Consider the following 26,655-nt stretch of genomic DNA (forward strand, 5'->3'; position numbering starts at 1 on the left):
GGTACGAACGGATCAACCGCGCAGGGCGGCGAGGGATTCCCGCGCGGCGGCGGCGACGTTCTCGGCGGTGAAGCCGAATTCGGCGAACAGTGTCTTGGCGTCGGCGGAGGCGCCGAAGTGCTCCAGCGAAACGATGCGTCCTGCGTCACCGACGTAGCGGTACCAGGTCAGACCGATTCCGGCCTCGACCGCCACGCGGGCCTTCACGGACGGCGGAAGGACACGTTCCCGGTACTCCGGGGACTGCTCCTCGAACCACTCGACGCACGGCATCGACACGACGCGGGTGCCGACGCCCTCGGCCTCCAGGCGGTCGCGCGCCTCGACGGCGAGCTGCACCTCGGAGCCGGTGGCGATGAGGACGACGTCGGGGGTTCCGGTCGAGGAGTCCCGCAGGACGTATCCGCCGCGCGCCGCGTCCGGGTCGGCCGGGTAGGTCGGCACACCCTGGCGGGTGAGGGCCAGACCGTGCGGGGCCGGGTCGGTGGCGTGCCGGCGGAGGATCTCGGCCCAGGCGATCGAGGTCTCGTTGGCGTCGGCCGGGCGGACGATGTTCAGGCCCGGGATGGCCCGCAGCGAGGCGAGGTGCTCGACCGGCTGGTGGGTGGGGCCGTCCTCGCCGAGGCCGACGGAGTCGTGCGTCCAGACGTACGTGACCGGGAGCTGCATCAGCGCGGACAGCCGGACGGCGTTGCGCATGTAGTCGGAGAACACCAGGAAGGTGCCGCCGTAGATGCGGGTGTTGCCGTGCAGCGCGATGCCGTTCATCTCGGCGGCCATCGAGTGCTCGCGGATGCCGAAGTGCACGGTGCGGCCGTACGGGTCCGCCTCCGGCAGCGGGTTGCCCTTCGGCAGGAAGGAGGACGTCTTGTCGATGGTGGTGTTGTTCGAGCCGGCCAGGTCGGCGGAGCCGCCCCACAGTTCGGGGAGCACGTCACCGAGCGCCTGGAGCACCTTGCCGGACGCGGCGCGGGTGGCGACGGAGGTGCCTTCCTCGAACACCGGCAGCGCGGCCTCCCAGCCTTCGGGGAGCTGGCCCGCGACGATCCGGTCGAAGAGCTTGGCGCGCTCCGGGGCGGCGGTGCGCCAGGCGCCGATCCGCTTGTCCCAGGCGGCGTGCGCCTCGGCGCCCCGGTCCAGGGCCTGGCGGGCGTGGGCCAGTACCTCGGCGTCGACCTGGAAGGTCTGCTCCGGGTCGAAGCCCAGGATGCGCTTGGTGGCGGCGATCTCCTCGGCCCCGAGCGCCGAGCCGTGCGAGGCCTCGGTGTTCTGCGCGGTGGGCGCGGGCCACGCGATGATCGTGCGCATCGCGATGATGGAGGGGCGCTCGGTCTCGGCCTTGGCGGCGGTGAGCGCGGTGTGCAGCGCGTGCACGTCGATGTCGCCGCCGAGGGCGGGCTCGATGCGCTGCACGTGCCAGCCGTACGCCTCGTAGCGCTTGAGGACGTCTTCGGAGAAGGCGGTCGCGGTGTCGCCCTCGATGGAGATGTGGTTGTCGTCGTAGACGAAGACGAGGTTGCCGAGCTTCTGGTGGCCGGCGAGCGAGGACGCCTCGGCGGAGATGCCCTCCTCCAGGTCGCCGTCGGAGACGATCGCCCAGATGGTGTGGTCGAAGGGGGACTCGCCCTCGGGCGCCTCGGGGTCGAAGAGGCCGCGCTCGTATCGGGCGGCCATCGCCATGCCGACGGCGTTGGCGACGCCCTGGCCGAGCGGACCCGTCGTGGTCTCGACGCCGGCCGTGTGGCCGTACTCCGGGTGACCGGGCGTCTTCGACCCGTGCGTGCGGAACGCCTTCAGGTCGTCGAGGCCGAGCTCGTAGCCCGACAGGAAGAGCTGGGTGTAAAGGGTCAGCGAGGTGTGACCGGGGGAGAGGACGAAGCGGTCGCGTCCGGTCCACTCCGGGTCGGCCGGGTCATGACGCATCACCTTCTGAAAGAGCGTGTACGCCGCCGGGGCCAGGCTCATCGCCGTTCCGGGATGGCCGTTGCCCACCTTCTGCACGGCGTCAGCAGCCAGGATGCGGGCGGTGTCGACGGCTCGGCGGTCGAGCTCGGTCCAGGTGAAGTCGTCGGAGCTCTGCGTACTCATCTTCAAGAAGTCCTCACGGGAGGGGGCGTCGCTGGTCGAACGCCTTCAAACCTAAAAGTCAGACTTTTGCCGGGGAAGGTGCGCGTGTGTCAGCCTTCGGTGAAAGTGGGACACGCAGAGTCGTGGCGAGCCGACGCGAGAAGGACATGGCAGACAGAACCACCCAAGGCGGGACCGGGATCCGAAGCGGTGCCGCAGGCGAGGGAGGCACCCCGGACGGGATCAGGACGTTCCCCTTCCCGTCCGATCTGAGCCTCTCCGGCGTCGGTATGCAGGTCGGCGCGATGGGGGCCGGGCGCACCTGGCACGCGGAGGCCCCGCTGGAGCGCGTGCACCGCATCGACTTCCACGTCGTGATGCTCTTCAGCGAGGGCCCGGTCCGCCACATGATCGACTTCGCCGAGTACGAGGCCGCCGCGGGCGACATCCTGTGGATCCGGCCCGGCCAGGTGCACCGCTTCTCCAGCACCGACCGGTACCGCGGCACCGTGCTGACCATGCAGCCCGGCTTCCTGCCCCGCGCCACCGTCGAGGCGACCGGCCTGTACCGGTACGACCTGCCGCCGCTGCTGCGCCCCGACGCCCGCCGGCTCGCCGCCCTGGAGCACTCGCTCGCCCAGCTGGAGCGCGAGTACGTCGACACCAGCACGCTGCCGCTCAGCCTGCACACGTCGGTGCTGCGGCACTCGCTGACCGCGTTCCTGCTGCGCCTCGCCCATCTCGCGGCCAGCTCCGCGGAGGCGGCCCGGGAACACACGGACACCACCTTCACCCGGTTCCGGGACGCCGTCGAGAAGGACTTCGTCACCAACCACAGCGTCAGCGCCTACGCCGACGCGCTCGGCTACTCGCGGCGCACCCTGGTCCGCGCGGTGCGCGCCGCCACGGGCGAGACGCCCAAGGGATTCATCGACAAACGGGTGGTCCTGGAGGCCAAACGGCTCCTCGCCCACACCGAGATGCCGATCGGGCGCATCGGGGTGGCCGTCGGCTTCCCGGACTCGGCGAACTTCTCGAAGTTCTTCCAGCAGCACTCGGGGGCGGCCCCGGCGGCCTTCCGCGCCGAACTGCGCTGAGAGGGGCGGACCGTGGGGTCCGCCCCTCCCGCCCGGCCGTGCGGCCGTCGGTCGACGCTCCCGGCGGGGAGCCGTGCCTCAGTGGCCGAAGTCGAACCAGTTGACGTTCACGAAGTCGGCCGGCTGGCCGCTGGTGAAGGTCAGGTAGACGTCGTGCGTTCCGGTGACGGAGCTGATGTTCGCCGGAACCGTCCGCCAGGACTGCCAGCCGCCGGTGTTGCCGAGCGCGAAGCTGCCGACGGGTGTCGCGGTCCGGCTGTCGAGACGCACCTCGACGAGCCCGCTGACACTGCCTCCCGCCCCGCTCGCGACCCGGCCGTAGAACTGCCTGGCCGCCGTGGAGCCGAAGTTGACGCCCTTGTAGAGGGCGTAGTCGCCGTTCGCGATGGAGCTGATGTTCTGGCCGCCGCCGGTGTCGGTGGTGGTCTCGGTGCCGACGCCCGCCTGCCCGTCGTACGACTCGGCCTGGATGGCGGCGTAGGCGTCACGGTTGCCGGTGGGCGGCGGGGTGGTCCCGCCGCCGCCTCCGGCCGACTGGAGGACCTGGACGTAGTCGACGACGAGCGGGTGGCCCGGCACCGTGCCGCTGTCGGGACCGCCGCCGAAGGCGTCGGGGAAGCCGCCGCCCATCGCGACGTTCAGGATCACGAAGTAGCCGTGGTTGGTGGCGTTCGCCCACGTGGCCGCGTCGACCTGGTTCGCCTTCACCGTGTGGAAGTTGACGCCGTCGAGGTAGAAGCGGATCTCCTCGGGGCTCGTCGAGCGGTCCCACTCCATGGCGTACGTGTGGAAGCCGGCCTGGCACGTGCTGCCGGCGCAGGGCGTGTTGCCGCCGATGCCGGACGTCTCGTTGCACGGGCCGCCCGGGTTGGTGCCGCAGTGCATCGTGGCCCACTCGGTGTTGAGGCCCTGCACGTTCTCCATGATGTCCAGCTCGCCGACGCTCGGCCAGTTCTGGTAGTTGCCGCGGTAGGGCGCGCCCAGTGCCCAGAACGCGGGCCAGTAGCCCTTGGCGGCGGCGCCGGTCACGTTCGGCATCTGGAGTCGCGACTCGACGCGCAGTTTGCCCCCGGCGGGGGGCTGGAAGTCGGTGCGCTTCGTCTCGATGCGCCCCGAGGTCCAGTTGCCGGCGGCGTCACGGCGCGGGGTGATCTGCAGGTTGCCGCTGCCGTCCAGGGCCACGTTGTTGGTGCTGGAGGTCATCGTCTCGACCTCGCCGGTGCCCCAGTTGGCGGCGCCGCCCGGGTAACTGGTGCCCGTGTCGTACTGCCAGTTGGCGGTGTTGATGCCGGTTCCGGCCGCGCCGTTGAAGTCGTCGAGGAAGACCTGGGACCAGCCGGAGGGGGGAGTGGGGGCGGAGGCGTTCGCGGGGAGGGTGGCCGCCGTCGCGGCGGCCGCGGCCAGACTCAGCGTGCTGAACACGGCGATCAGTACACGGCGCAGAGAGCCGCGTCTGACAGGTGTGCCGGAAGTTTCACTCATGGGTGCCTCTTCGGGTACGGGTGTGGGGTGCGCGGGTGGTCGTGAGAGCGCTCCCATGGCCTTTGAGAGCGCTCTCACAGCAGCTGCGCGGCCAATGTGCTCTCTGTCACTCCCACCGTCAAGAGGTGAAGCCGAGAAACTCCTTGCGGGGCACGGGAGTTCACGCCGTGAAAGAAGGAGTCGCGCGGCCGTGGCGGCCCGGCGCGACGCGCCGGGACCCGCCCTTCGGCGCCACCGTCACAGGGCGCTGCCGGTCTTCCAGTCCGCCCACGAAAGGTTCCAGCCGTTGAGGCCGTTCGACGCCTCGACGGTCCGTTCGCCGGAGTTCTCGACCACCACCACGTCACCGAGCATCGAACTGTCGTAGAACCGGTAGCCCGGCACGGAACGGTCGGCCCCGCCCTTGGCGTCGTGCAGGCCGATGCAGCCGTGGCTGGTGTTGCCGCTGCCGAAGACCGAGGCCGCGGCCCAGTAGTTGCCGTGGATGAACGTGCCGGACGTGGTCAGGCGCTGGGCGTGCGGCACGTCCGCGATGTCGTACTCGTCGCCGAGCCCCACGGTCGAGGACTCCATCCGGGTCTCCCGCAGCCGCTCGCTGATCACCATGATCCCGGACCAGGTGGTGTGGTCCGCGTCGCCGCCGGTGACCGGGTAGCTCGCCAGGGTCGCGCCGTCCCGTTCGACCGTCATCGTCTCCTTCGCGAGGTCCACGGTGCTCACCTGGCGGCGGCCTATGTGGAGGACGGCATCCTTCGACTGGACGCCGTAGACGCCGTCCGCCCCCTCGACGTCCCTCAGCCGCAGGCTCAGCGTGATCTTCGTGCCGGCGGCCCAGTAGTCCCGGGGCCGGAAGTCGAGCCGGGTGTTCCCGAACCAGTGGCCGACGATCTCGACCGCCGGCTCCGCCGTCACCGTGATGGCCTTCTCGACGGCCGCCCGGTCCGCCACGGCGTGCGTGAAGGCGATCGACACGGGCATGCCGACACCCGAGGTGGAATTCGCCTCCGGCGTGAAACGGCCCACGAAGGTCTCGCCCGGGGACTTCGTGACGAAGTTCGCGGTGTGCTCCGAGCCGTCCGCCGTTTTCGCGGTGACCGTGTATTTGGTTCCCGAGTACGGATGCGCCGTGGAGGTCCATCGCGTACGGCCCTCGCCGAAGGAACCGGCCAGGATCGAACCGTCGTTGCCGGACACCACGACCGTCGACAGAGTGCCGTCCGTCACGGCTATCTCGACCGGGCTGGTGAAAGCGGCCTTCTTGGTGCCGTCGGCCGGGGTGACGGAGACCGTCGGCTTCCTGACCTGGGACGACGTGGCCCCGGACCCGGTCGTCGCGCCGTCGGTCGCCGCCGCGCCCGTTCCCTCCGCCGCGTCGGCGGAGGCGCCGCACCCCGTCAGGGCGAGAGCCGGCACGGCCGCGCCGAGCGCGGTGAGCACTCCGCGCCGTGACCAGGCGGGACGCCCGCTCCGGTGCCGGTGCCGTCCTGCGGTCTCCGGCACGGATTCGGGCCGGACGGATATCTCGGGGACCTCCACGGAACGCCTTTCCTCGGTTCTTCTCCCCCCATTGCCTCGGGTGCATCTTGTGCGATGTTCATGGGTTGATTCTTTGAATTCGGCGTCCCTCACCTGAGATTCCTGTGAGGACGCCCGGAGAGACGACCGGAATCCATGGGGTCGGGCCGCCGCCGTCGGTGAGCAGAGTAGGAAGCGCCGAACGGAATCCTGAGTTTCCGCGGAGGTCTCCCCTCCGGGAGCCCTCTCCGGCGGCTCCCGCCGACCGGGGGAGGCGTTCCGCCTGCCGCACCGGTCGGATCAGCACCAGACCCGCCGGAGGCATCCGTGAGTCCAGCCCGAGAGCGTCCCACCGTGGTCATCGTCGGAGCGGGCGCGGCCGGCACGCTCACCGCCGTGCAGCTGTGCGAGACGGCCGCCCGCCGCCGGACGCCCCTCGGCCTCGTCCTGATCGACCCCGCCCCGGAGGCCGGACGCGGTACCGCCTACGCCACCACCGACCCCCGGCACCGGCTGAACGTGCCCGCCGGCGGCATGAGTTGCTACCCCGACGACCCCGGCCACTTCACCCGCTGGCTGTGCCGGCACGGCGAACCCACGGTCGGGCCGGCCGACTTCGCCACCCGGTACCGCTACGGCGCCTACCTCGCCGACACCCTGGCGCGGGCCGTCGTCCGCGCCCACGGCACCGTCGCCGTACGGCGGCTGCGCACCCGGGCGCAGGGCTGCACCCGTACCTCCGACGGCAGACCGGAACTCCAACTCGCCGACGGCGGGCGTCTGGTGGCCGACGCCGTGGTCCTGGCCACCGGACCCGCGGGCCCCACCACCGCCTGGGCCCCACCCCGCCTGCGCACCTCGGGGCGCTTCATCCGGTCCCCGTGGGCACCGGGCGCCCTCGACGACGTCCTCGCCCACCGGGGCACCGGCCCCGACGATCCGGCGCGGGCAGACGTCCTGCTGGTCGGCACCGGCCTCACGGCGGTCGACCTGGCGCTCACCCTCGACCGGCCCGACCGCACCGTGCACGCCGTCTCCCGCACCGGACTGCTGCCCCAGCCGCACGCGCTGAGCCCCGCGGCGCCGATGGCCGCCCCCGATGGGCTCGACGCCCCCACCCTCTCCTCGCTGCGCCGGACCGTCTACCGCCACATCGGCCTCGCGGTGCGCACCCACGGTGACTGGCGCCCCGCCCTGGACAGCCTGCGCCCGCACACCGCACGCCTGTGGCGCAGCCTCACGCCCGGCGAGCGCGCCGCGTTCCTGGAGCGCGAGGGTGCCCTGTGGAACACGCACCGCCACCGCATGGCACCGGTCACGGCCGAGTCCCTGGACCGGGCGAGAACGGCCCGCCGGCTGCGTGTGCACGCGGGCCGGGTCACCGACACGGCCGTACGGCCCGACGGCACCCTCCTGGTCACCCTCTCCAACGGCCGACGCCTGGAGGCCGGTTGGGTGATCGACTGCACCGGACCGGGACCGCGCCCCGAAGACCCCCTGTGGCGCCGCCTGTTCGCCGCCGGCGCGGCCGTCCCCGGACCGCTCGGCCTCGGCGTGGCGACCCGCGACGGACGGCTCACCGACGCGTCGGGGCGGACCGGGCTCGCCCTGTTCACCCTGGGGGCGCCACGCCGCGGGGAACTCTGGGAGACCACGGCGGTCCCCGAGATCCGCGCCCAAGCAGCGGACCTGGCACGCCAGTTGCTCACCCTCCTCGTCCCGCCGCGACGAACCGCCCGCCGCCGTCCCCTGGACTCCCACGGGCTCCCGCTGTCCACCCACGCCGAGGCGGCGGCCGCCCACCGCACCGGACTCGAACGGGTCCTCAAGGTCAGGGCGGGCGCCGAGGACGCCTTCCGCCGCGCCGTCGCGCTCGACCCCGGTTTCGCCCTCGGGCACGCCGCCCTCGCCCTGCTCGGCCACGAGGGCGGCGCCGACGTCGACGTACCGGGAGCACTGGCCGACGCGCGCCGCGCCGCGCGGGAGCGGGCCGACGAACGCGAACGCTCCTTCGTCGAGGTGGTGACCCGCCGGGTGCGCGCCGACCCCCCGGACTCCGGCGCGGGCGCCCTGCTCGCCCACCTCGCCGCGCACCCGGCCGACGCCCTGGCCCTCGCCGCGGCCGTGCCCACCATCGCCTTCTCCGGCATCAACGACCTCGACACCGCCTACGCGCTGAAGCTGGTCGAACAGGCCTCGCCCGCCTACGACGGACACTGGTTCCCGGTCTCGCTGCTCGCCTTCCTGCGCCAGGAACAGGGCCGCTACGAGGAGGCGGCCGAGCTGGCCCAGCACGCGCTCGCCGCCGAGCCCGCCGCCGGGCACGCCGTGCACGCGCTGGCCCACGTCCACTACGAGTCCGGCGCCCACGCGAAGGGCCGCGACTGGCTGGACGCCTGGGTCTCCGGTCAGGGCCGGGGAGCCGTCCACCGGGCCCACTTCTCCTGGCATGTCGCCCTGCACGAACTGGCGCTGGACGACGCCGCCGCCGTCCGCAGACGCTGGTTCGCCCAGCTGGCCCCGGGCCGGGTGACCGGAGTGCGGGCGCTCGTGGACTCCGGGTCCCTGCTGTGGCGGGCCAGGCTCAGCGACAGCTGGCGGGGCCGCGTACCGGCGTCGGACGTCCTCGACAGCGTCGCCCCCGAGCAGGTGGAACGCCCGGCCACGGCCTTCACCGCCCTGCATGCGGCGATCGCTCTCACGGCCGCCGGTGACCTCCCGGCGCTGCGCCGCCTCCGCGACCACGCCGCGGGCGCCGACGCGGTGCAGCGGGCAGTGGTCGCCCCGCTCTGCGAGGCCCTCGCCGCCCTCGTCGAGGAACGCTTCACCGACGCGGCCGAGGGTCTCACCGACCTCCTCCCGGTCCTCACCCGCGTCGGCGGCAGCGCGGCCCAGCGCGAGGTGGTGGAGGAGACGCTGTTCCACGCGCTCGTCGCGGCGGGCCGCTGCGAGCCCGCCCGCCGCCTGCTGAACATCCGCCTGGACCGGGCCGGCGCTCCGAGGGACCGCCGGCTGCTCGCGGGGCTGGGAGAACGCACACCGGCGAGCAGCCCTCGCGGGTGCTCGGACCAGGCTCGACGCGACGGCAGCGCGGGATGAGCGGCTCGTGCGCCCAAGCACGCCGGGGAGGGCAAGCCCGTGACGGCGCCGCAGCCCTTGCAGAGGGGCCCGACCGCGTCCGGCACGTCCTTCCTCGGGGCGCCCGTGGCGGCGATTTGCCGAAACTGCATGGTCGGTTGCGAGTCACGCAGGGGTGCTCGCATGCTCGGGTTCGGACCGGAACGCCACCCCGGACTCCCGTGGGAGCCCCGGTGGGGCCCGACCCACGAGTGGCCCGCCGACCGGGGGCCCGAAAGGACCCCATGAACGACAGCAGCACGGACTCCGCAGCCTTCTGGGAGAAGCACTACGCCGGGATGGACGCGCAGTGGGGCACCCGGCCCAACGTCGTCCTGACGGGCCTCGTCGAGCACCTGGCGTCCGAGCCGGGCACCGCACTGGACCTGGGCTGCGGACACGGCGGAGACGCACTCTGGCTCGCGGGGCTCGGCTGGCACGTCACGGCCGTCGACGTGTCGCACACGGCGCTCCGGCGGGTGGCCGCGGGAGCCGCGGCCACCGGCGTGACGGACCGGGTCATGCCCCGCCGGCACGACCTGGCCGAGACCTTCCCCGACGGAATGTACGACCTGGTCACCGCCACCTATTTCCACACGCCGGTCACCATCTCCCGCGAAGAGGTCCTGCGCCGGGCCGCCCACGCGGTGGCCCCCGGTGGCCTGCTGATCGTGATCGAGCACGCCTCACTGGCACCCTGGTCCTGGCAGGCGGGCCAGGACATCCGTTTCCCCACCCCCGACGAAGTCGTCTCGTCCCTTCTGCTGGACGACGCCTGGCACATCGAACGAGCCGAGGCGCCCCGGCGAACGGCCACCGGCCCCGAGGGGCGGACGGCGACGGTCACGGACAACGTGATCGCGCTACGACGTACGCGACCGTAGGAGCGAGGGCGTCCATGGGTATGCACGTCAGCCTGGTGCACGTGACCCGGACCGGTACCAGCACCAGGGGGCGGACGCTGCGGTACCTGGAGAGCGTGGGGCGTTCCGGCGACACCTTCGCCGGGGTGTGCGCGGACAGCGGGCTTCCCCTGCTGAGCCGCGTCGATCCGTACCGCAGTCTGATCCTGACCGTGGCCGACATGCCGCAGTTCGTCTCCGAGATCGAGGCGACCCGGGCGCGGTGCGGGGACGCGAAGACCGTGGCGCTCCTCGACGCCGTGCACGCGCTCGCCCGCCGCTGCGCCGCACAGCCGGATCTGGAGATCCACCTCGACGGCGACTGACGAGCCGGAGCCCGTACGGGATCAGGTCACCGTCCCCGCCGGCCGTCCCGTCAGGCTTCGGGCCGCCACCCCAGGGCCCGGGAGATCCCCCGGGCCGCCAGCCGCACCGCCGGTATCAGGGCCGGGGTCCGTGCGCCGGAGTACGGGACCACGACCGACACGGCGGCGGTGACCGTTCCCGTCGGGCCGTGGACCGGAGCCGCCACCGACAGGGCGTCGTCGGTGACCTGGCGGCTGCTCACCGCGACGCCGGTACGGCGTACCTCGGCGAGGGTGCGGCGCAGGAGGGACGGGTCGGTGATCGTGTGCGGGGTGAAGGCGGCCAACGGGCCCGCGCAGTAGGTGTCCTGGAGGGCGGGGGCCTCGTGGGCGAGCAGCGCGAGGCCGACGCCGGTCGCGTGCAGGGGCCAGCGCGCGCCCACCTGGATACGGACGCCGACGGCCGAGCGTCCGGAGATCCACTCGATGTAGACGACCTCGTCACCGTCGCGGACCGCCAGCTGGACGTTCTCATGGGTCGCTTCGTAGAGGTCCTCCAGATACGGCAGGGCGACCTGCCGCAGCGCCAGACCGCGCGGGGCGAGCGCGGCCGTCTCCCACAGGCGCAGCCCCACGTGGTAGATCCCGTCGGCGTCCCGCTCCAGCGCGCCCCACGCGGTGAGGGCGGCCGCGAGCCGGTGGGCGGTGGTGAGGCTGAGGCCGGCCCTGCGGCTGATGGCCGTGAGGGACAGCGCCGGGTGGGCGTGGTCGAAGGCGGCGAGCACGGCGAGCAGCCGCTCGGGCGCGGACCGGTCGCCGCTCATGCGCCCGGTTCGGTGTCCGCGATCCGTTGCGGCAGCGCGTGCGGGGGCGTGCGCCCGGCGGTGCCCAGGGACTTCGGCCGGTCGTTCGTCACGCGCGGGCCGCGTCGGTGGAGCGGACAGCCGGTGTCCCCGAGGCGTCCGCGCGTCCGCGCTTCCCGCGCGCCGATGCGGACGGGTGCCGCTGTCCGGTCCCTCGCGCGCTGCCGGCCTGCGATGACGGACTCCCTGGGGCCGGGCCCCGGGCGGGGCGGCTCGGACGTACGGCACCAGCATGCCGCACAGGAGCGGACCCCGACCACCATGGGCCTTGACCACCATGGACCGCGACCACCATGGACCTTGAGCACCACGGACCTTGAGCACCATCGACCTCGACGACTCCTGGCCGACGAGGACTTCGACGCGGTGGTCACCTCCCGTCCGGGTCACGGGTCCCGGGCCACGGGTCCGGCCGCCCGTCCGGCTCGCCGCGGGCGGGAGGTGCCCGGCCGTCCATGCCGGCCGGGCGGGCCCGGCTACCGCAGCCGGTACGCGTACACGGAGGTGGCGACGGCGCACACGCCCGGCGGGACGACCTCGGCGCGCAGCGTCCCGCTCGCCGGGTCGTAGTCGACGCCCTCCGCCTCGTACGTCCCGTCGCACACGCCGCGCTGCGGCAGGGCGAAGAGGCTGGTGACGTGTCCCGTGACCGGTCGGCCGTCCACCGCGTGCTCCAAGTCGACCTGGAGGAGCGGCCGGTCCTCCGGGAACAGCGTGCGCGAGCCGTCGTCCGAGGCGCACAGCAGCCGTGTGGCGTCGACGAAGTCACAGCCCTGGATGTCGCGGACCGGCCTGTCGAAGGTGATCTGACCCGCCTGCGGAAGGGCGCCACCGGTGCGCGGGGTCGACGGGTTCAGCAGCGGGGCGGGGAACACCTGGAGACGGTCCTGGTCGCCCCACTCACCCGACACCAGCCACTGGCCGTCGGGCGACACCGTGGCGAAGGAGTTGTTCAGCTTCTCGCCCGGGTCGAGCCGGTGGACGTACTCGTAGCGTTTCCCGGCGGGGGTGGTGACGGCGAACATCTTCGTCGTCGCGGAGTCGGGCCCCTGGTAGGCGTCGAACACGTTCCCCTGGGCGATGTCGGGGTCGCCCACGTGGTTCCAGCCCTTGATCCGCAGGCCGAGCGGGATGGTCAGGAGCCCGCGGTGCAGCAGCGACCCGTCCGCCCGGCTGGCCAGCCCCTGGCCGCCGCTCAGCGAGTCGACGTACGAGGTTCCCGTCTCGGTCCACACGGGTGCGCCGGCCGCCGCGGCCGACGAACCCAGACCGAGCGAGAACGCACCCAACAAACCTGCCAGGGAGAGTAATTGACGCTTCATCAGTAGCCTTCCGCAACGTGACGGACACCGGGCTGGAATGGAAACACGGTGCGCCTGGCCACGCGTAGGGCCCAGGACCACTTGTGGGGACCGCGCCGACCGGCTACGAGGTGCCGGTGAGCCGCGCTCACGGCGCTGCGGGGAAAGCCCGACGGCGCCGAGTACTGTTCACGGCGTGCCGGCGGAGCGACGACACCGGCCACGGGCCCGGGACGCGTGACGTGGGACGACGCGGGAGCCCCTGGCCCGGTCGAGCGGTCCGCCCCGGAAGGAACGGGCGTCCGGGTGGCCGTGGCGTGACCCTCGCCGCGGCCCGTGGCCCCGGACGAACTGCGAAGGTGGTACTTGCGTGAGGCTGACCATTCTCGGCGGCGGCGGATTCCGTGTGCCGCTCGTCCACGGGGCGCTCCTCGGCGACCGTGCCGAGGGCCGCGTCACCCAGGTCGTGCTGCACGACCTGGACGCGGACCGGCTCTCCGCCGTCGCCCGGGTCCTCGCCGAGCAGGCCGCCGATGTGCCCGACGCCCCGGAGGTGACGGTCACCACCGACCTCGACGAGGCGCTGCGCGGCGCCGACTTCGTGTTCTCCGCGATCCGGGTCGGGGGCCTGGAGGGACGCGCCGAAGACGAGCGGGTCGCCCTCGGCCTCGGTGTCCTCGGCCAGGAGACGGTGGGCGCCGGCGGCATTGCGTACGGCCTGCGCACGGTGCCCGTCGCCGTGGACATCGCCCGGCGCGTGGCCCGCCTCGCGCCTGACGCCTGGGTCATCAACTTCACCAACCCGGCCGGCCTGGTCACCGAGGCCATGTCCCGCCACCTCGGCGACCGGGTGATCGGGATCTGCGACTCGCCGGTCGGCCTCGGCCGCCGGATCGCGCGGGTCCTCGGCGCCGATCCGCGCGAGGCGTTCATCGACTACGTCGGGCTCAACCACCTCGGCTGGGTACGGGGACTGCGCGTCGCGGGCCGTGACGAACTCCCGCGCCTGCTCGCCGACCCCGCCCTGCTCGGCTCCTTCGAGGAGGGCAAGCTCTTCGGCGCCGAGTGGCTCCGGTCGCTCGGCGCGATCCCCAACGAGTACCTGCACTACTACTACTTCAACCGCGAGACCGTCCGCGCCTACCAGGAGGCCGACCGGACCCGCGGCGCGTTCCTGCGCGACCAACAGGCCGGTTTCTACGACGAGATGAAACGCCCGGACGCCGCCGCCCTGAGCGCCTGGGACCGTACGCGCGCCGAGCGCGAGGCCACCTACATGGCGGAGAACCGGGACGCGGCAGGCGCCGGTGAACGGGACGCGGACGACCTGTCGGGCGGCTACGAGAAGGTGGCGCTCGCCCTGATGCGGGCCATCGCCCGCGACGAGCGCACCACCCTGATCCTCAACGTCCGCAACCGGGGCACGCTGAGCGCGCTCGACAGCGAGGCCGTCATCGAGGTGCCCTGCCTGGTCGACGCGAACGGCGCCCATCCCGTCGCCGTCGACCCGCTGCCCGGCCACGCCACCGGCCTGGTCTGCGCGGTCAAGGCGGTCGAGCGCGAGGTGCTCTCCGCCGCCGCCTCCGGGTCCCGTACGACAGCGGTGAAGGCTTTCGCCCTGCACCCGCTCGTGGACTCCGTGAACGTGGCACGCGCCCTGGTCGACGGGTACACCGCCGTGCACCCGGGCCTGGGCTACCTCAAGTAGGCGGCTCTGTCGTTGTCCCGGGCCCGACGTCCCCCTGGACTCAGGGAGTCGATCGGGGCGTCGTGGCGGCGTCCGGTGGACCGAGCAGTCCGGCCTCCGCCCTGGCGACCGCCGTGGGGTGGCCGAAGAAGCCGGGCAGGCCTCCGGTGTGCAGGAAGACGGTGCGCTGACCGGGGGCGATGTCGCCGTCCGCGACGGCGGCGGCCAGCCCGGCCATCGCCCGCCCGGTGTAGACCGGGTCGAGGACGATGCCCTCCGTCCGCGCGGCCAGGGCCAGGGCGTCCATGACCGGCTCGGTGAGCGTGGCGTAGCCCGCTCCGACCTGGTCGTGGCGCACCCGCAGCGCGCGTGGGTCGCAGGGTCTGCCGCACAGCTCCGAGACCAGGTCCGCGACGGTGCGGGCGGGCTCGTCGACGGCTCCGACGTGCACGCCGAGGACCCGTCCGTCGCCCAGTCCCGCGACGAGCCCCGCCATCGTGCCGCCCGAGCCGAGCGCGACGACCACGTTCGCCACGTCCGGTGCCTGGTCGATGAGTTCGTCCGCGCACACGGCGTAGCCGCGGGCGCCCAGCGGGCTGGACCCGCCGAAGGGGATCAGCGCCGGGACCTCGCCGGCCGCCCGCAGTTCTCGGACGACCTGGTCCGCCCGCGCGGCGATCCGGTCGCGGTCGTCCGCCCAGACGACCCGGGCGCCGAAGAGAGCGTCGAGCGCGAGGTTGCCCGAGGCGGGCGTGGTGTTCGCGGGGGAACCGGAGGAGGGCCCGGACTCCGGTGCGGGGCCCGCGAGGACGAGGACGACCCGCAGGCCCAGCCGGGCGCCCGCGGCGGCCGTCAGCCGGGCGTGGTTGGACTGCGCCGCACCGGTCGTCACCAGCACGGTGGCGCCGGCGGCGAGCGCCGCGCCGCAGGTCCACTCCAGTTTGCGGATCTTGTTGCCGCCGGCGCCCAGACCGGTGAGGTCGTCGCGTTTGACCCACAGGTCGTCGGGGCCGAGGCCGAGCGCCGCCGCCAGCCGCGGTGCCGGTTCGAGAGGGGTGGGCCAACTGCCCAGTCGGGCGCGGGGCGGGGTGTTCCCCTCGGAAAGTGTGCTGGTCACCGCGGGCCTTTCTGCTGACGCCGGTCGTGCGGGGAGCGTAACGCGACGGGCCGCCCGGATCTCCGGGCGGCCCGCCGCGTCGTCCCGCCGAGCCGCCGCACCGCCGTGCGGCCGCCCCGCTGCCGGTCTCAGCCCGTGAAGCCGGCCGTGATCGACGTGAATTGCCAGGTGCTCTGGCTGATGCCGGAGCAGTTGCTCACCACGCCGCCTCCGGGGCAGGACCGGTCGCGGTTGACCGACCAGTAGGCGAGCCGGGCGATGTGGTGGGTGTTCGACCAGTCGCGGATCTGGGTCCAGATCGCCGGTGTGGTCGTCTCCTGCTGGTCGGAGAGACCGTTCATGCCGGAGATGCCGATGTGCGAGTAGGCCGTCGCGTCGTCCCAGCCGAAGGTCGACTTCAGCTTGGTCTTCAGCCCCTCGGCCGCGTTGACCGTGTTGCCGTACATGTCGGAGCCGCCGCCGAAGTCGAACGGCATGATGGTGAAGACGTCGATGTTGGCGTTCAGGGACTGGGCCTGCTCGATGAGCCGGTTGCCGTAGTAGGTCGGGCCGGTCGTCGAGGTGCCGAAGGTGACGATCGTCTTCAGGCCGGGGTTGTTGGCCTTGACGGTCTTCAGCGCCGTCAGGATCTTCGCCTGGACGGCCTCGTTCTCGAACTCGTCGGTGTTCTCGATGTCCATGTCGATCGCCTTGAGGCCGTAGGCGTCGATCACCTTCTGCAGCGCACCGGCGAGTGCGCTCGCCGAGGAGCAGTTGGCGCCGAGCTTGCTGCCCTGCCAGCCGCCGAACGACGGCACGATGTCACCGCCCGCGGAACGGATCTGGTTGATCGCGGTCTGGTCGACCCCGCCGGTCAGCGGCCGGCTGCTGTCCCAACTCGGGGTGCAGCCACCGGAGTCCAGGACGAACGCCATCGTGAACCACTTGACGCCGGTCGCGTTCATCACCGTCGTCGGGTTCGGCGGGTCGCCCCAGCCCTCGTACAGGTAGGGCGCGGCCTGCTTGAAGCCGGTGCCGCCACCGCCGCCCGCGTTCGTCGTGACGCTCAGGGAGTTGGAGGCGCCGGAGGTGTTCCCGGCCGCGTCCCGCGCCTTGACGGTGAAGGTGTAGGCGGTACTGGCGGACAGCCCGCTGACGGTCGCGCTGGTGCCCGACACGCTGAGCAGCTGGTTGGAGCCGCTGTAGATGTCGTACGCGGTGACGCCGACGTTGTCGCTCGACGCGGCCCACGACAGCGACACGCTGGAGGAGGTCTTGCCGGTCGAGGTCAGAGCGGTGGGCGCGGTCGGCGCCTGTGTGTCGGAGCCTCCTCCGCCGCCGGGACCGTCCAGGCTGATGTCGTCGGCGTAGTAGGTGCCCTGCGCGTACCAGCCGTGCACGTAGATCTTCGCGCTGGTCTGTGACGCGCCGGTGGTGAAGGAGACGCTGAGCTGGCTGTACGCCGAGGGGGAGGACGTCCAGGTCGAGGCGCCGCCGTCGACGCCCAGGTAGACGTAGCTGCCGCGGACCCAGCCCTTGAGGCTGTACGTCGTGTTCGGCTGGACCGACACGGTCTGGGTGCACTGCGCGTTGTCGCTCGAACTCACCGCGCCCGCGAGGGCTTTGGTGCCCCCGTGGACGGGGCTGGAGACGATGGAGCCCAGGTTGCCGGAGCAGGACCAGGGGGAGAGGCCGCCCGTCTCGAAGCCGGGGTTGGTCAGGATGTTGGCCGCCTGCGCCGTACCGGGCAGGGCGACCGCCCCGGCCAGGGCCAGCGCGGCCGTGCCGAGGAGGGCGAGGAAGCGATGTCTGGAGCGTCTGAGCTGTGTGATGCGCACGCGATCTCCCTGGGGAATGGGGGTGTTCGGGAGTGCAGAGAGGTGCGCAACCAAGTTGGTATGGACCAATCGCGCTGTCAAGATGCCGGGCGGATTTCGGGCCTTCAACCAACTACCGGAGTGGGATCGGGAGTTGAGCGTGAACGCCGCGATCGGGGTGGCGGTCACCCCTCACCGGCCTCGACGTCGTCCTCGGGAACGACGTGCTGGACCGCATCGACGAGATCGTCCCGCCGGGCACCGACGTCGGCATCCTCGACCAGGACTACCTTCCGCCCGCTCTGGAATCCGCCACCCTGCGCCGCCGCCCCCGGGCCGAACGCGCGGCGGCCTGAGGTCCCGGACACGGGAGCCGGTTCACCGCCGGGTGCCCTCCGGTGTCCAGCGGAGCGTCAGGTCGGGCAGGTTCTCCATGTTGCCGCTACCGTCGCCGGCCTCGACGACGGTGAAACCGTGCCGCTCGTAGAACGCGCGGGCGGCGGTGTTCCGCTGGAAGACGTGCAGGGACACCCCGTCAGGACTGTGCCGCCGCACCTCGTCGAGCAGCAGCGTGCCGACACCCCGTCGGCGGACGTCCGGGCGCAGATAGAGGTGTTCGAGCATGTCGCCGTCCAGGGCCGCGTAACCGACGACCTCCGCGTCGCACACCGCGACCCACACGCGGCACTCCACGAACAGGACGTCCCGGACCCAACGGGTGACCTGTTCGTGGTCCCGCTTCTGCGGAGGCAGATACGGCATGGCCGCCGACCGCGACGCCATGTGGACGCGCGCGATCACGGCCGCGTCCGCCTCCTGGGCGCACCGGATCCGTGCCCCGCCGTCACCGCTCATGCCGGGAACCTACAAGTCCGTCGACGCCCGATCCAGCCGCCGGCCCGGTACCCGTCGCCGGCACCGTCCGTCCTAGGCCGGTGCGATGGCGGCGCTTCCCGCCGGGGCGGCGGCCGCCGAGGCCGATGTGTTCACCTGGCCGACCGGTGAGGACGCCGCGGATCCCGACGCGTTCGCGGGGGCCGCCCCGTGCGGGCCGGACGGGGAGTCCGTGGGCTGAGCCGGCACCGCCGGCAGCATGGGCACCGCCACGGCCGCCGCCGTCCGCTGGTGCGGCAGCGACACCGGACGCACCGGACGCGGCCCCGACACCACCGTGTAGTCCTGCGCGAGGAACGGCGGAACGATATCGCCCGTCTCCTCGCCCAACGCCAACTGCACAGCCGCCCACGGGGCGTTCACACCGCACTGCGCGAGCTGGTGCAGCCCGCCCGCCGGACGGGTGTTCACGTCCATCAGGACCGGCTGGTCGCCGTACATCCGGAACTGGATGTTCGACAGGTGCTTCAGTCCGAACGCCTCCGCGAGCAGCCGCGCCGGCTCGATCCAGGAGGGGTGCAGGGTGAAACCGCGACGGCGCCCGTTCTTGGTCCGCCCGATCGCCATGCGCACCCGGCCGTCCGGCCCGGTCAGACAGTCCACCGACACCTCGGGCTGCCCGAGGTGCGGCATCACCAGCCAGTCGACGGGCTCCTCGGCCGCGCGCAGCGCCTCCACGACCAGGTCGAGAGGGACGTACGCGCTGGGAAAACCGTTCAGATGCATGAGGGAGAACGGCGTGCGGGTGATGACGCGGAAGCCCACTCCGCCCGCTCCCGCGGCCGGCTTGAAGCAGGCCCGCTGACCCGCCGCCTCCAGCGACTCGACCGCGGTGACCAGCTCCTCCTCCGTCCGCACCCGCCACCACGGAGGCACCGGAACACCCACGGACTCGACCGCCTGGTACGCGGTGGCCTTGTCGTGGAAGACCGCGACCGCCTCCGCGGGCGGGGCCAGCAGCGCCGTGCCCACGGCGGCGAACTCCGCACGCTGCGCCACGATCGCCGCCTGGTGCAGGACCGGCACGAACACGTCGATCGAGCGCCGGGCGCAGAGGTCGAGCGCGTACTCGACGTAGGCGCGCGGCGACAGCCCGTCCGGCTCGGGCTCGGCGGTGTCCGCCGCGGCCAGGACGGGGGAGTCGGGGTCCCCGTGGGTGGCATGGACCTCGACCGCACGATGCTGCGGATTACTTCGCAGCTGATCGATGAAGAACACGTTCTCCGCGTACGTGCGGTTGAGCCAGACGCGTACGCGAGAGCCCATGCAGGCCACCTTTCACGGTTTCCGGGCACGGCGGAGCAGGCCGGGCCCGGCCAGGGATGGGGGAGGTACACCCGGCCGTCATGGGCCAAGGCCGGTTCGAGACGGTGGTGTTGGGGCGATCATAGGGGGCGCGGAACCCCTCTGCTGCTACAGGGATGTTACGGATTCACCGATCTTCCGGCGGACCTCCCCGACTGGTGCCTCCTTGTCCCCCGGCGGCCGCTGTGTTCTTGTGTTGCCGTCCGATGTCCACGGTTCTTCGGGGGTACCGCGTGCGGCCGATCGACGGCGATGGCGGGAACCTGCTCGCCATCAGTGACCTGCACATCGGCTATCCCGAGAACCGCGCGATAGTCGAAGGGATGCGCCCGGAGACGGACCGGGACTGGCTCCTGGTGGCCGGGGACATCGGCGAGATCGTCGACGACATCCGCTGGGCCCTGGAGACACTCGCCGGCCGCTTCCGCAAGGTCGTCTGGGTCCCCGGCAACCACGAGCTGTGGACCCACCCGAAGGACCCCGTCCAGCTCCGGGGCGTCGCCCGCTACGACCATCTGGTCTCCCTGTGCCGGGAGTTGGGCGTCGTCACCCCCGAGGACCCCTACCCCGTCTGGGACGGCCCCGGCGGCCCGGCCGTCATCGCCCCGCTCTTCCTGCTCTACGACTACTCGTTCCTGCCGGCGGGCTGCGCCGACAAGGACCAGGGCCTGGCCTACGCCCACGAGACCGGGGTCGTCTGCACCGACGAGTACCTGCTCCACCCCGACCCCTACCCGAGCCGCGAGGCCTGGTGCCGGGCCCGCGTCGCCGAGACCGAACGCCGACTCGCCGGACTCCCCGACGGCCTGCCGGTGGTCCCCGTCAACCACTATCCGCTGGACCGGCACCCGATGGACATCCTGCGCTACCCCGAGTTCGCCATGTGGTGCGGCACGGCCGCGACCGCCGACTGGCACCGCCGGTTCCGCGTCGAGACCATGGTCTACGGACACCTGCACATCCCCCGGACCACCTGGCACGAGGGTGTGCGCTTCGAAGAGGTCTCGGTGGGTTACCCGCGAGAATGGCGCAAGCGTCCGGGACAGCCGGGCACGCTGCGCCGCATTCTGCCGATGGAGGTCAAAGCCGGTGATGGAGGAACTGCTCCCGGAGTCGGTGGTGGCCGTGGAGAGCCACGGTGACGAGGCCGAGGCCGCGCCGCTGTACCCCGAGGAGCAGGCGCTCCTGACCCGTGCCGTGGCGAAACGGCGGCGCGAGTTCGCGACCGTGCGCTTCTGCGCCCGGCGGGCCATGGAGAAGCTGGGCGTTCCCCCGGCCCCCGTGCTGCCCGGCGAGCGCGGGGCCCCGCAGTGGCCCGCCGGTCTCGTCGGCAGCATGACCCACTGCGACGGCTACAGCGCCGCCGCCCTCGCCCGTGCCACGGACCTCGCCTCGCTCGGCATCGACGCCGAACCCCACAAGGGGCTGCCGGCCGGTGTCCTCGAAGCCATCGCCCTGCCCGCCGAGTCGGACCGCCTCGCCCGCCTGCGGGCCCGGACTCCCGCCGTGCACTGGGACCGCCTCCTCTTCAGCGCCAAGGAGTCGGTCTACAAGGCGTGGTTCCCCCTCACCGGCGAGTGGCTGGACTTCTCCGAGGCGGACATCGACATCTCCGTCACGCCGACAGCGCCCGGCGCCACCCCGACCGACCCCCTCACGGGCCGCTTCCGGGCCCAACTCCTCGTCCCCGGACCGGTGGTGGACGGACACTCCGTCGGGTCCTTCGACGGCCGCTGGACGCTGACGGGCGACCTGGTGGGCACAGCGGTGACGGTCCCGCACGCTCCGACAGGCTAAGTACGTTGCACGGCAGGTGAGTTGTACCGAGAGGGGCACCGCCCGGACTCGCCCGGGGAGGGTGCGGGCGAGGGAGGGACGGGCAGGAACGGAACAGGCTCGGGCTCCGTACGCTCGACACCGAAACGGGCCTCGTGGTTCTTGGCTCGACCGACGCCTTCGGCACCCGTCAGTCGACCCAGACCACCACGGCCCAGCCACGCCGACCGGCGACACGGTAGAAGCTCCGCAGGCGGGCGAGCCCTTCCGTGAAGTAGCTCGCGGGGTCTCCGCCGAAGCCCTCCAGGCCCCCTGCCGCCCGGTAGGCGGGGAGTGTCGTCAGCAGCGGATCGATGTGCAGGCCGGCGAGGCCACGCGCTACCTCGGTCACCGCGGAGGGGTCCAGCAGCGCGGGCGGTCCGCCGAAGCCGTCGTAGAACTCGATGTGATCGAGGAAGGCGACCGGGGCCTCGGCGTCCCCGTCGATGCTCCGTTCCAGGATTCCGATACCCGGGTGGCCCGGCCGCATCTGCCGACAGAACCGGAGCAGTTCCCAGATCGCCCCGTCGAGATCCAGCGTGTCGTCCTCGGGAGGATTCCAGAGAGGATCGCCGTCCGGTGACGAGGTCGAGGCTTCACGACACCGGTCGAGGTAGTGAAGAGGCACGCGGGCGAGTTGTTGGGTCAATGCCATGCAGCGGAGTATCGCCGGGCGGGGGAGAGCGGGGCCGGGACATTTCGCCGACCCGCCCCGGGCCCGTCCCGTCCCGGTGGGCCTCGGCGTCCTTCGGTGTCGGGTTCGCGGCCGGCTTTTCCTCGTCGGGGGCGGCCGGGTGTCCGGTGGTACAGAGTGTGGTCATGGAGTTCTTCTGCTATCACCGCGACCGGGCCGACTCCCAGGCGCTGCGCGACGAGTTGTTGGAGGACCACTGGTCCTACATGGACGGGTACGCGAAGGAGATGATCGCTCGCGGGCCGACCCTCTCGGGACCCGGTGAGGACGACGTCGCCACCGGCAGTGTGCACATCGTCGACCTGCCGGACGCCCGTGCCGCCCGCGCGTTCGCGTTCGACGAACCGGGCTATCAGGCGGGCGTGTACCGGGACGTGATGCTGCGCCGGTGGCGGAACCTGCTGGGGCGCACGATGTGGGACTTCCCCGGCGGCCGGACCGGCGGCACCCGCTACTTGGTGCTCGGCCTCGGCGAGGGACGGGAGGCCGGCACCGGCACCTTCGAGCTTCCCGATCCTGTTCCGCCCACCGAGCGCGACGAGTTGATCGCTTACGGGCCCCTGCTCTCCGACGACGGCCGCACCTGGCTGGGGACGGCCGCATTGGTGCGCGCGCCGGATCCCGACGCCGCTCGTGCCGTCCTCACGGCCGACCGGCACGCCGCTGACCGCTACGCCGAAGTCGAGGTCCACCTCTGGCAGTTCGGCGGCCGGCAGTGAACTGAGGTGTGAACCGCGTCGTGAACCGGGCCGCGAGGCGGGTCCGTGACGTGCGCGACGGACGAATCCGGGCGTCGGCTCCTCGGGTCGGGCCCGCCGTGGCCGCCCCTCCCCGACGCCCCTCCCCGACGCCGGTCGCCGTGCCGCCGCCCCCTCCGTCGACCGATCCCGTGCGAAAGAGGCAGCCACATGGACGCCCTCTCCGTGACCCTGGTCTCCGCGGTGACCTCGGGCGCCATCTCCCTGACGCTCGCGTGGCTGTCCAGCCGGCAGCAGCGGCGCGACAGCGAGCGCGTCCAGCGGGAGACCCGGACGACGGCCTACCTCAACCCCCTGCGGTGGCACACGGCCGAGGTGCACCACCGGCTCTCCCTCTACGCCACCTCCGTGGAACGCCACGGCTGTTACCCGCCCGCGCAGGTCCTCGCCGAACCACGGGAGATGGAGGGCAAGGGCGCGGTCTGGTTCGCCGGGAAGGGGGTCGTCCTCGGGTCCAGCGTGTGGATGACCGCCTGCCTGTTCGCACAGATGACCCGAACCCGTCACGACCTGCCCTTCCTGCGGCTGGCCGGGAACGACGACACGCGGCTGCCCGGCCTGTTGCAGAAGGTGCACGCGGCCTTCGCCGCCTGCGAGATCTACTACGCGACCCAGTCCAGCATCGGCACGGACGCCCTCCTCGAACCCGAGGGGCGGCTGCGCAGCTACCGGGAGTTCTGCGACCTGCTGGCCGAGCCCGAACGGAGGGTGTGGGCCGATCCCGTCATCTGGTTCCTGATCGCCGTCGCGCACGGTGAGCGGCGCCCAGCGCTCCAACGGGCCCTGGACGCGCTCTCCGAACTGTCCGCGTTCCTCGACGACAGCCTCGCCGGAGGGGCGTCGCTCCGGGCACGTCACGGCGCGGAGATCCACCGGCCTCCCGGTCGCTCTCCCACAGGAGCAGGAGCAGGGGTTGGGACAGGAGCAGCCCCTGGCCAGGACCTGGAAGCCGGCGCAGGTCATGGCCGGGCTGCTTCCACCGTGCCGCCGAACCTCATCCCGGCTCCCGGTCCCCGTCCCCGCCTCGATCCCGGCCCCGACACGGGCCCAAGCCCTCGTCCCGCCCCAACTCCGGGGGCCGCACCCCACACCCCGCCCCCGCCGTAGCTCACGACCAGCCCGGCTCCGGACACCACGCCTGCAGCAGCCGGAAGAACTCCTCCTCGTTGCCCGCGAGTCCGGCCTCCGCCAGCGCCCGCTCCGCCTCGGCGAGGACGGCCGGCGGCACCATGGGTGGTCGGCCCCCGTCAGGCGGGCCGTCGAACGCTGCTCGAACCGTCTGGAGGAGACGGAGATAGGCCTGCACGGCGGCGCGTTCGTGTTCGGTCAGTACGGCGGTCGGCATCGGACGGCTCTCCCGGTCGGCTTGTCGTGACACTGGTCCTGGACCCAGCTTGCCGTCCGCCACTGACAATCCGGTTTCGGTCCGGGCAGGTTCGCCCGCTTAGCGGAGGCGAAACCTCCCGGAAATCCCTTGTGGGACAGGGGCCCTACGCTGGAGGGAAGAGCTCTCGGCCGCCCGCCGGACGGCCTCGGAGCCGTCCTCCCGGCGGCTCGTGAACTGCGTCGGCCGCCCTCGCGGCGGCCGGGAACGGGAGGTCAGCCCGTGGACGACTCACCGCCCCCGCACCCCCGGCGCACCCCGCGGCTGCGCTCCGTGAACGACGCGGAACTGCGCCTGCGCCACCGTGTCGTGCACGGCTACCGGCGCGCGTACCGGATGGCCGGCGAGGGCCCGGCGCTCGTCCTGATCCACGGCATCGGCGACTCCTCCGCCACCTGGGCCGACCTGATCCCCGACCTCGCCCGCAGCCACACGGTGATCGCACCGGACCTGCTCGGCCACGGCGCGTCCGACAAGCCGCGCGCCGACTACTCGGTGGCCGCCTACGCCAACGGCGTACGCGATCTGCTGACGACCCTCGACATCGAGTCCGCCACGCTGGTCGGGCATTCGCTGGGCGGGGGAGTGGCGATGCAGTTCGCGTACCAGTTCCCCGAACGCACCGAACGGCTCATCCTCGTGAGCGCGGGCGGTGTCGGCGGCGAGGTCAACCCCGTGCTGCGCGCCGTCTCCCTGCCCGGCGCGCATCTTGTGCTCTCCTCCCTGCAACTGCCCGGCATGCGCCTCCAGGTGGGGCTCTTCCTGCGGTTGATGCGACTGCTCGACACCGATCTGGGCCAGGACGCACCGGAGTTGCTGAACCTGGTGGACGCGCTGCCCGACACGACGTCCCGCAGCGCGTTCATCCGGACGCTGCGTGCCGTCGTCGACTGGCGTGGCCAGGCGGTCACCATGCTCGACCGCTGCTACCTCACGGAGGGCATGCCCACCATGCTGCTGTGGGGCGACCGGGACAGCGTGGTGCCGGTGCGGCACGCCTACGGCGCCCACGAGGCCATGCCGGGCAGCCGGCTGGAGATCTTCGAGGGCGCCGGCCACTTCCCGTTCCACAGTGATCCGGCCCGCTTCCTCGCCCTGGTCGAGGAGTTCACGGCCGGTACGCGTCCCGCCGACTGGAGCCGCGAGCACTGGCGCGAGCTGCTGCGCGCCGGACGCCCGGGTACGGCGGCGGGGCAGCCGGACACCGCCAGGAACCGTGCGCTGGAGAGGGATCTGCGCGAGGCGAGCGAACGCAGCGCCACCTGAGCCGGGCCGCGGTCAGTCGCCGCGGCCCTCGTCGGCCGAGGCGGGCCCGGCCGTCCCGGCGGACTCGATCGCCGGATTCACGGGCGGGGAGCCCGCGTGCCCGGCCCGGCGTGCCGCCGCCACGACCGCCGAGTCGCGCAGCGCGATCGACATGCGGACGAGATCACGCGGACCGTCGCCGCGCACGGCCGAGGTGTCCGCGGCGCCCGGCGCGGTGGCCGCGTCCGCCGAGCTGATGACCCGGCCGTCGGGGTCGGCCGCCCTCGCGCGCACCGCCGCCGTCACCATCGCGGCGTCGGCCTCGGCCTGCGCGTCGCCGCGGGAGGAACCGGCGGCGACCGCGGCGTCGTAGGCCCGGGTGCGCAGGGCGGGGTCGAAGTACGGATAAAGGTTGAGCATGCCGTCGTGGATGTCGGACTCGCGCTGTGTGACCTGGAGTTCGGCGGGTGACCACCAGGAGATGCGCAGCGCGCGGTCCTCCGGAGCGGCGACCGGGCGCAGTTCGCGCCACAGCGGTCCGAGCCGTCGGTAGGTCGACCAGGTGTTCCAACTGTCCCCGATGCGCCCGCAGGCCAGCGGCACACAGAAGCCGACCGCGGTGAGCTGGGCGCCCACCGAAGCGAGTACGGGTGCCACGTTGGTGCTCAGGCCGTCCAGGTCGCCGCCGTTCCAGCGGGCCACCACGGCGGCGAACTTGGCCGCCGAGTAGGGGATGTTGAAGAGGGAGCCGAGCGCGATGACCACCAGTCCGGCGCGCAGCCGGCCGCGGACCTGCGCGGCCCAGCGCCAGCACATGACGTTCATCGCGATCCCCGCGACGGACAGCGAGACGAGGTAGAGCACGATCATCTCGCGGACGAACGGGGTGTTGGCGTAGTAGGTGTCCAGATCCCGCAGCCGTTCGACGGGTGTCTCACCCAGGACGAACAGCGTGATCAGGGCCACGCCGACCACGGTGTAGCCGAGGATCCAGCGGCGGGCGAGGCGTTGTGTCACCTCGGGCGGTCCGCCGCGCCAGTTGATGATGAGCACCAGGCAGGAGGCGCTGAAGGCGCTCAACAGGCAGTAGACCAAGGGTGCGGAGACGTTCGGTATCCCGGTGGCGTCGTTGACGGCGGCGATGGTCGGCGGGGCGGCGAAGAGGAAGACCAGGCCCGCGAGAGCCAGCAGGACGCCCACGGAGCGCAGCAGGGGATCGCGCCAGCCGCGCAGCAGCGCGGGCCCCTTGAAGGTGAGGGCGGCGCCCATGGCGACGGCGGGGATGTAGTAGCTGGATCCGTCCATGGTCGA

Annotated in this window: 23 protein-coding genes; 11 read left to right on the forward strand and 12 right to left on the reverse strand. The window is 72.5% G+C overall.

Annotation, left to right across the window (positions count from 1 at the left end):
• Window positions 1-12: 12 nt before the first annotated feature.
• Window positions 13-2,088 (reverse strand): transketolase, encoded by a 2,076-nt coding sequence (gene tkt / locus ABZT74_RS25505; RefSeq protein WP_356438417.1) that lies wholly within the window; start codon window positions 2,086-2,088, stop codon window positions 13-15.
• A 146-nt stretch (window positions 2,089-2,234) separates the two neighbouring features.
• Here tkt and ABZT74_RS25510 point away from each other — a divergent pair, with 146 nt between their 5' ends.
• The gene (locus ABZT74_RS25510) at window positions 2,235-3,164 is read left to right on the forward strand and encodes an AraC family transcriptional regulator (protein WP_356438420.1); all 930 of its coding nucleotides are present in this window, start codon (window positions 2,235-2,237) and stop codon (window positions 3,162-3,164) included.
• Window positions 3,165-3,242: 78 nt separating this feature from the next.
• On the opposite strand, the gene ABZT74_RS25515 is transcribed toward ABZT74_RS25510, so the two are convergent.
• Complete coding sequence (locus ABZT74_RS25515) at window positions 3,243-4,646, reverse strand: glycoside hydrolase family 16 protein (protein ID WP_356438423.1); 1,404 nt, start codon at window positions 4,644-4,646, stop codon at window positions 3,243-3,245.
• 237 nt (window positions 4,647-4,883) lie between these two features.
• The gene (locus ABZT74_RS25520; RefSeq protein ID WP_356438600.1) at window positions 4,884-6,146 is read right to left on the reverse strand and encodes an Ig-like domain-containing protein; all 1,263 of its coding nucleotides are present in this window, start codon (window positions 6,144-6,146) and stop codon (window positions 4,884-4,886) included.
• A gap of 342 nt (window positions 6,147-6,488) precedes the next feature.
• Here ABZT74_RS25520 and ABZT74_RS25525 point away from each other — a divergent pair, with 342 nt between their 5' ends.
• The 3 genes from ABZT74_RS25525 to ABZT74_RS25535 all read left to right on the forward strand — a co-directional run bounded on the left by ABZT74_RS25525 (window position 6,489) and on the right by ABZT74_RS25535 (window position 10,506).
• A complete protein-coding gene (locus tag ABZT74_RS25525; protein ID WP_356438426.1) occupies window positions 6,489-9,260 on the forward strand; it encodes an FAD/NAD(P)-binding protein in 2,772 nt (923 codons plus the stop codon).
• A 263-nt stretch (window positions 9,261-9,523) separates the two neighbouring features.
• A complete protein-coding gene (locus ABZT74_RS25530; protein WP_356438429.1) occupies window positions 9,524-10,162 on the forward strand; it encodes a class I SAM-dependent methyltransferase in 639 nt (212 codons plus the stop codon).
• A 14-nt stretch (window positions 10,163-10,176) separates the two neighbouring features.
• Window positions 10,177-10,506 (forward strand): hypothetical protein, encoded by a 330-nt coding sequence (locus ABZT74_RS25535; RefSeq protein ID WP_356438432.1) that lies wholly within the window; start codon window positions 10,177-10,179, stop codon window positions 10,504-10,506.
• Window positions 10,507-10,556: 50 nt separating this feature from the next.
• On the opposite strand, the gene ABZT74_RS25540 is transcribed toward ABZT74_RS25535, so the two are convergent.
• Complete coding sequence (locus ABZT74_RS25540; RefSeq protein ID WP_356438435.1) at window positions 10,557-11,309, reverse strand: IclR family transcriptional regulator; 753 nt, start codon at window positions 11,307-11,309, stop codon at window positions 10,557-10,559.
• Between the two features lie 515 nt (window positions 11,310-11,824).
• Entirely contained in the window at window positions 11,825-12,670 is an 846-nt protein-coding gene (locus ABZT74_RS25545) for a hypothetical protein (RefSeq protein WP_356176998.1), read from the reverse strand.
• Window positions 12,671-13,019: 349 nt separating this feature from the next.
• Between ABZT74_RS25545 and ABZT74_RS25550 the strand changes: the two genes are divergently transcribed.
• Window positions 13,020-14,357, forward strand: a complete 1,338-nt coding sequence (locus ABZT74_RS25550) for a 6-phospho-beta-glucosidase (RefSeq protein WP_356438439.1) — start codon at window positions 13,020-13,022, stop codon at window positions 14,355-14,357.
• 40 nt (window positions 14,358-14,397) lie between these two features.
• Here ABZT74_RS25550 and ABZT74_RS25555 read toward each other — a convergent pair whose 3' ends face one another.
• Both ABZT74_RS25555 and ABZT74_RS25560 read right to left on the reverse strand, forming a co-directional pair.
• Complete coding sequence (locus tag ABZT74_RS25555) at window positions 14,398-15,453, reverse strand: D-cysteine desulfhydrase family protein (RefSeq protein ID WP_356438442.1); 1,056 nt, start codon at window positions 15,451-15,453, stop codon at window positions 14,398-14,400.
• Between the two features lie 128 nt (window positions 15,454-15,581).
• The gene (locus tag ABZT74_RS25560; protein ID WP_356438447.1) at window positions 15,582-17,270 is read right to left on the reverse strand and encodes a carbohydrate binding domain-containing protein; all 1,689 of its coding nucleotides are present in this window, start codon (window positions 17,268-17,270) and stop codon (window positions 15,582-15,584) included.
• Between the two features lie 203 nt (window positions 17,271-17,473).
• On the opposite strand from ABZT74_RS25560, the gene ABZT74_RS25565 reads away from it, so the two are divergent.
• Window positions 17,474-17,605, forward strand: a complete 132-nt coding sequence (locus ABZT74_RS25565; protein WP_356438450.1) for a hypothetical protein — start codon at window positions 17,474-17,476, stop codon at window positions 17,603-17,605.
• A 22-nt stretch (window positions 17,606-17,627) separates the two neighbouring features.
• Here ABZT74_RS25565 and ABZT74_RS25570 read toward each other — a convergent pair whose 3' ends face one another.
• Together ABZT74_RS25570 and ABZT74_RS25575 are read right to left on the reverse strand one after the other, a co-directional pair.
• On the reverse strand, window positions 17,628-18,104 hold the full coding sequence (locus ABZT74_RS25570) for a GNAT family N-acetyltransferase (protein ID WP_356438453.1): 477 nt from the start codon (window positions 18,102-18,104) through the stop codon (window positions 17,628-17,630).
• 72 nt (window positions 18,105-18,176) lie between these two features.
• Window positions 18,177-19,409 (reverse strand): ATP-grasp domain-containing protein, encoded by a 1,233-nt coding sequence (locus ABZT74_RS25575; protein WP_356438456.1) that lies wholly within the window; start codon window positions 19,407-19,409, stop codon window positions 18,177-18,179.
• 245 nt (window positions 19,410-19,654) lie between these two features.
• On the opposite strand from ABZT74_RS25575, the gene ABZT74_RS25580 reads away from it, so the two are divergent.
• Together ABZT74_RS25580 and ABZT74_RS25585 are read left to right on the forward strand one after the other, a co-directional pair.
• The gene (locus ABZT74_RS25580; RefSeq protein WP_356438459.1) at window positions 19,655-20,590 is read left to right on the forward strand and encodes a metallophosphoesterase; all 936 of its coding nucleotides are present in this window, start codon (window positions 19,655-19,657) and stop codon (window positions 20,588-20,590) included.
• Window positions 20,538-21,245 (forward strand): 4'-phosphopantetheinyl transferase superfamily protein, encoded by a 708-nt coding sequence (locus tag ABZT74_RS25585; protein ID WP_356438462.1) that lies wholly within the window; start codon window positions 20,538-20,540, stop codon window positions 21,243-21,245. Before ABZT74_RS25580 ends, ABZT74_RS25585 begins: the two co-directional genes overlap by 53 nt.
• 169 nt (window positions 21,246-21,414) lie before the next feature.
• Here ABZT74_RS25585 and ABZT74_RS25590 read toward each other — a convergent pair whose 3' ends face one another.
• The gene (locus ABZT74_RS25590; protein WP_356438465.1) at window positions 21,415-21,918 is read right to left on the reverse strand and encodes a DUF1877 domain-containing protein; all 504 of its coding nucleotides are present in this window, start codon (window positions 21,916-21,918) and stop codon (window positions 21,415-21,417) included.
• Between the two features lie 164 nt (window positions 21,919-22,082).
• On the opposite strand from ABZT74_RS25590, the gene ABZT74_RS25595 reads away from it, so the two are divergent.
• Together ABZT74_RS25595 and ABZT74_RS25600 are read left to right on the forward strand one after the other, a co-directional pair.
• Window positions 22,083-22,676: a YciI family protein gene (locus ABZT74_RS25595; protein WP_356438468.1), complete on the forward strand. Its 594-nt coding sequence runs from the start codon at window positions 22,083-22,085 to the stop codon at window positions 22,674-22,676.
• Window positions 22,677-22,865: 189 nt separating this feature from the next.
• On the forward strand, window positions 22,866-23,822 hold the full coding sequence (locus ABZT74_RS25600) for a hypothetical protein (protein ID WP_356438471.1): 957 nt from the start codon (window positions 22,866-22,868) through the stop codon (window positions 23,820-23,822).
• Window position 23,823: 1 nt separating this feature from the next.
• On the opposite strand, the gene ABZT74_RS25605 is transcribed toward ABZT74_RS25600, so the two are convergent.
• Window positions 23,824-24,060 carry a hypothetical protein gene (locus tag ABZT74_RS25605; protein ID WP_356438474.1) on the reverse strand — a complete coding sequence of 79 codons (237 nt, stop codon included), beginning with the start codon at window positions 24,058-24,060 and terminating at the stop codon, window positions 23,824-23,826.
• A gap of 261 nt (window positions 24,061-24,321) precedes the next feature.
• Between ABZT74_RS25605 and ABZT74_RS25610 the strand changes: the two genes are divergently transcribed.
• The gene (locus tag ABZT74_RS25610; protein WP_356176974.1) at window positions 24,322-25,365 is read left to right on the forward strand and encodes an alpha/beta hydrolase; all 1,044 of its coding nucleotides are present in this window, start codon (window positions 24,322-24,324) and stop codon (window positions 25,363-25,365) included.
• A 12-nt stretch (window positions 25,366-25,377) separates the two neighbouring features.
• Here ABZT74_RS25610 and ABZT74_RS25615 read toward each other — a convergent pair whose 3' ends face one another.
• Entirely contained in the window at window positions 25,378-26,649 is a 1,272-nt protein-coding gene (locus ABZT74_RS25615) for an MAB_1171c family putative transporter (RefSeq protein ID WP_356438477.1), read from the reverse strand.
• Between the last annotated feature and the right edge of the window lie 6 nt (window positions 26,650-26,655).

The sequence above is a fragment of the Streptomyces sp. NPDC005302 genome (assembly GCF_040607345.1).
Classification (GTDB): domain Bacteria; phylum Actinomycetota; class Actinomycetes; order Streptomycetales; family Streptomycetaceae; genus Streptomyces.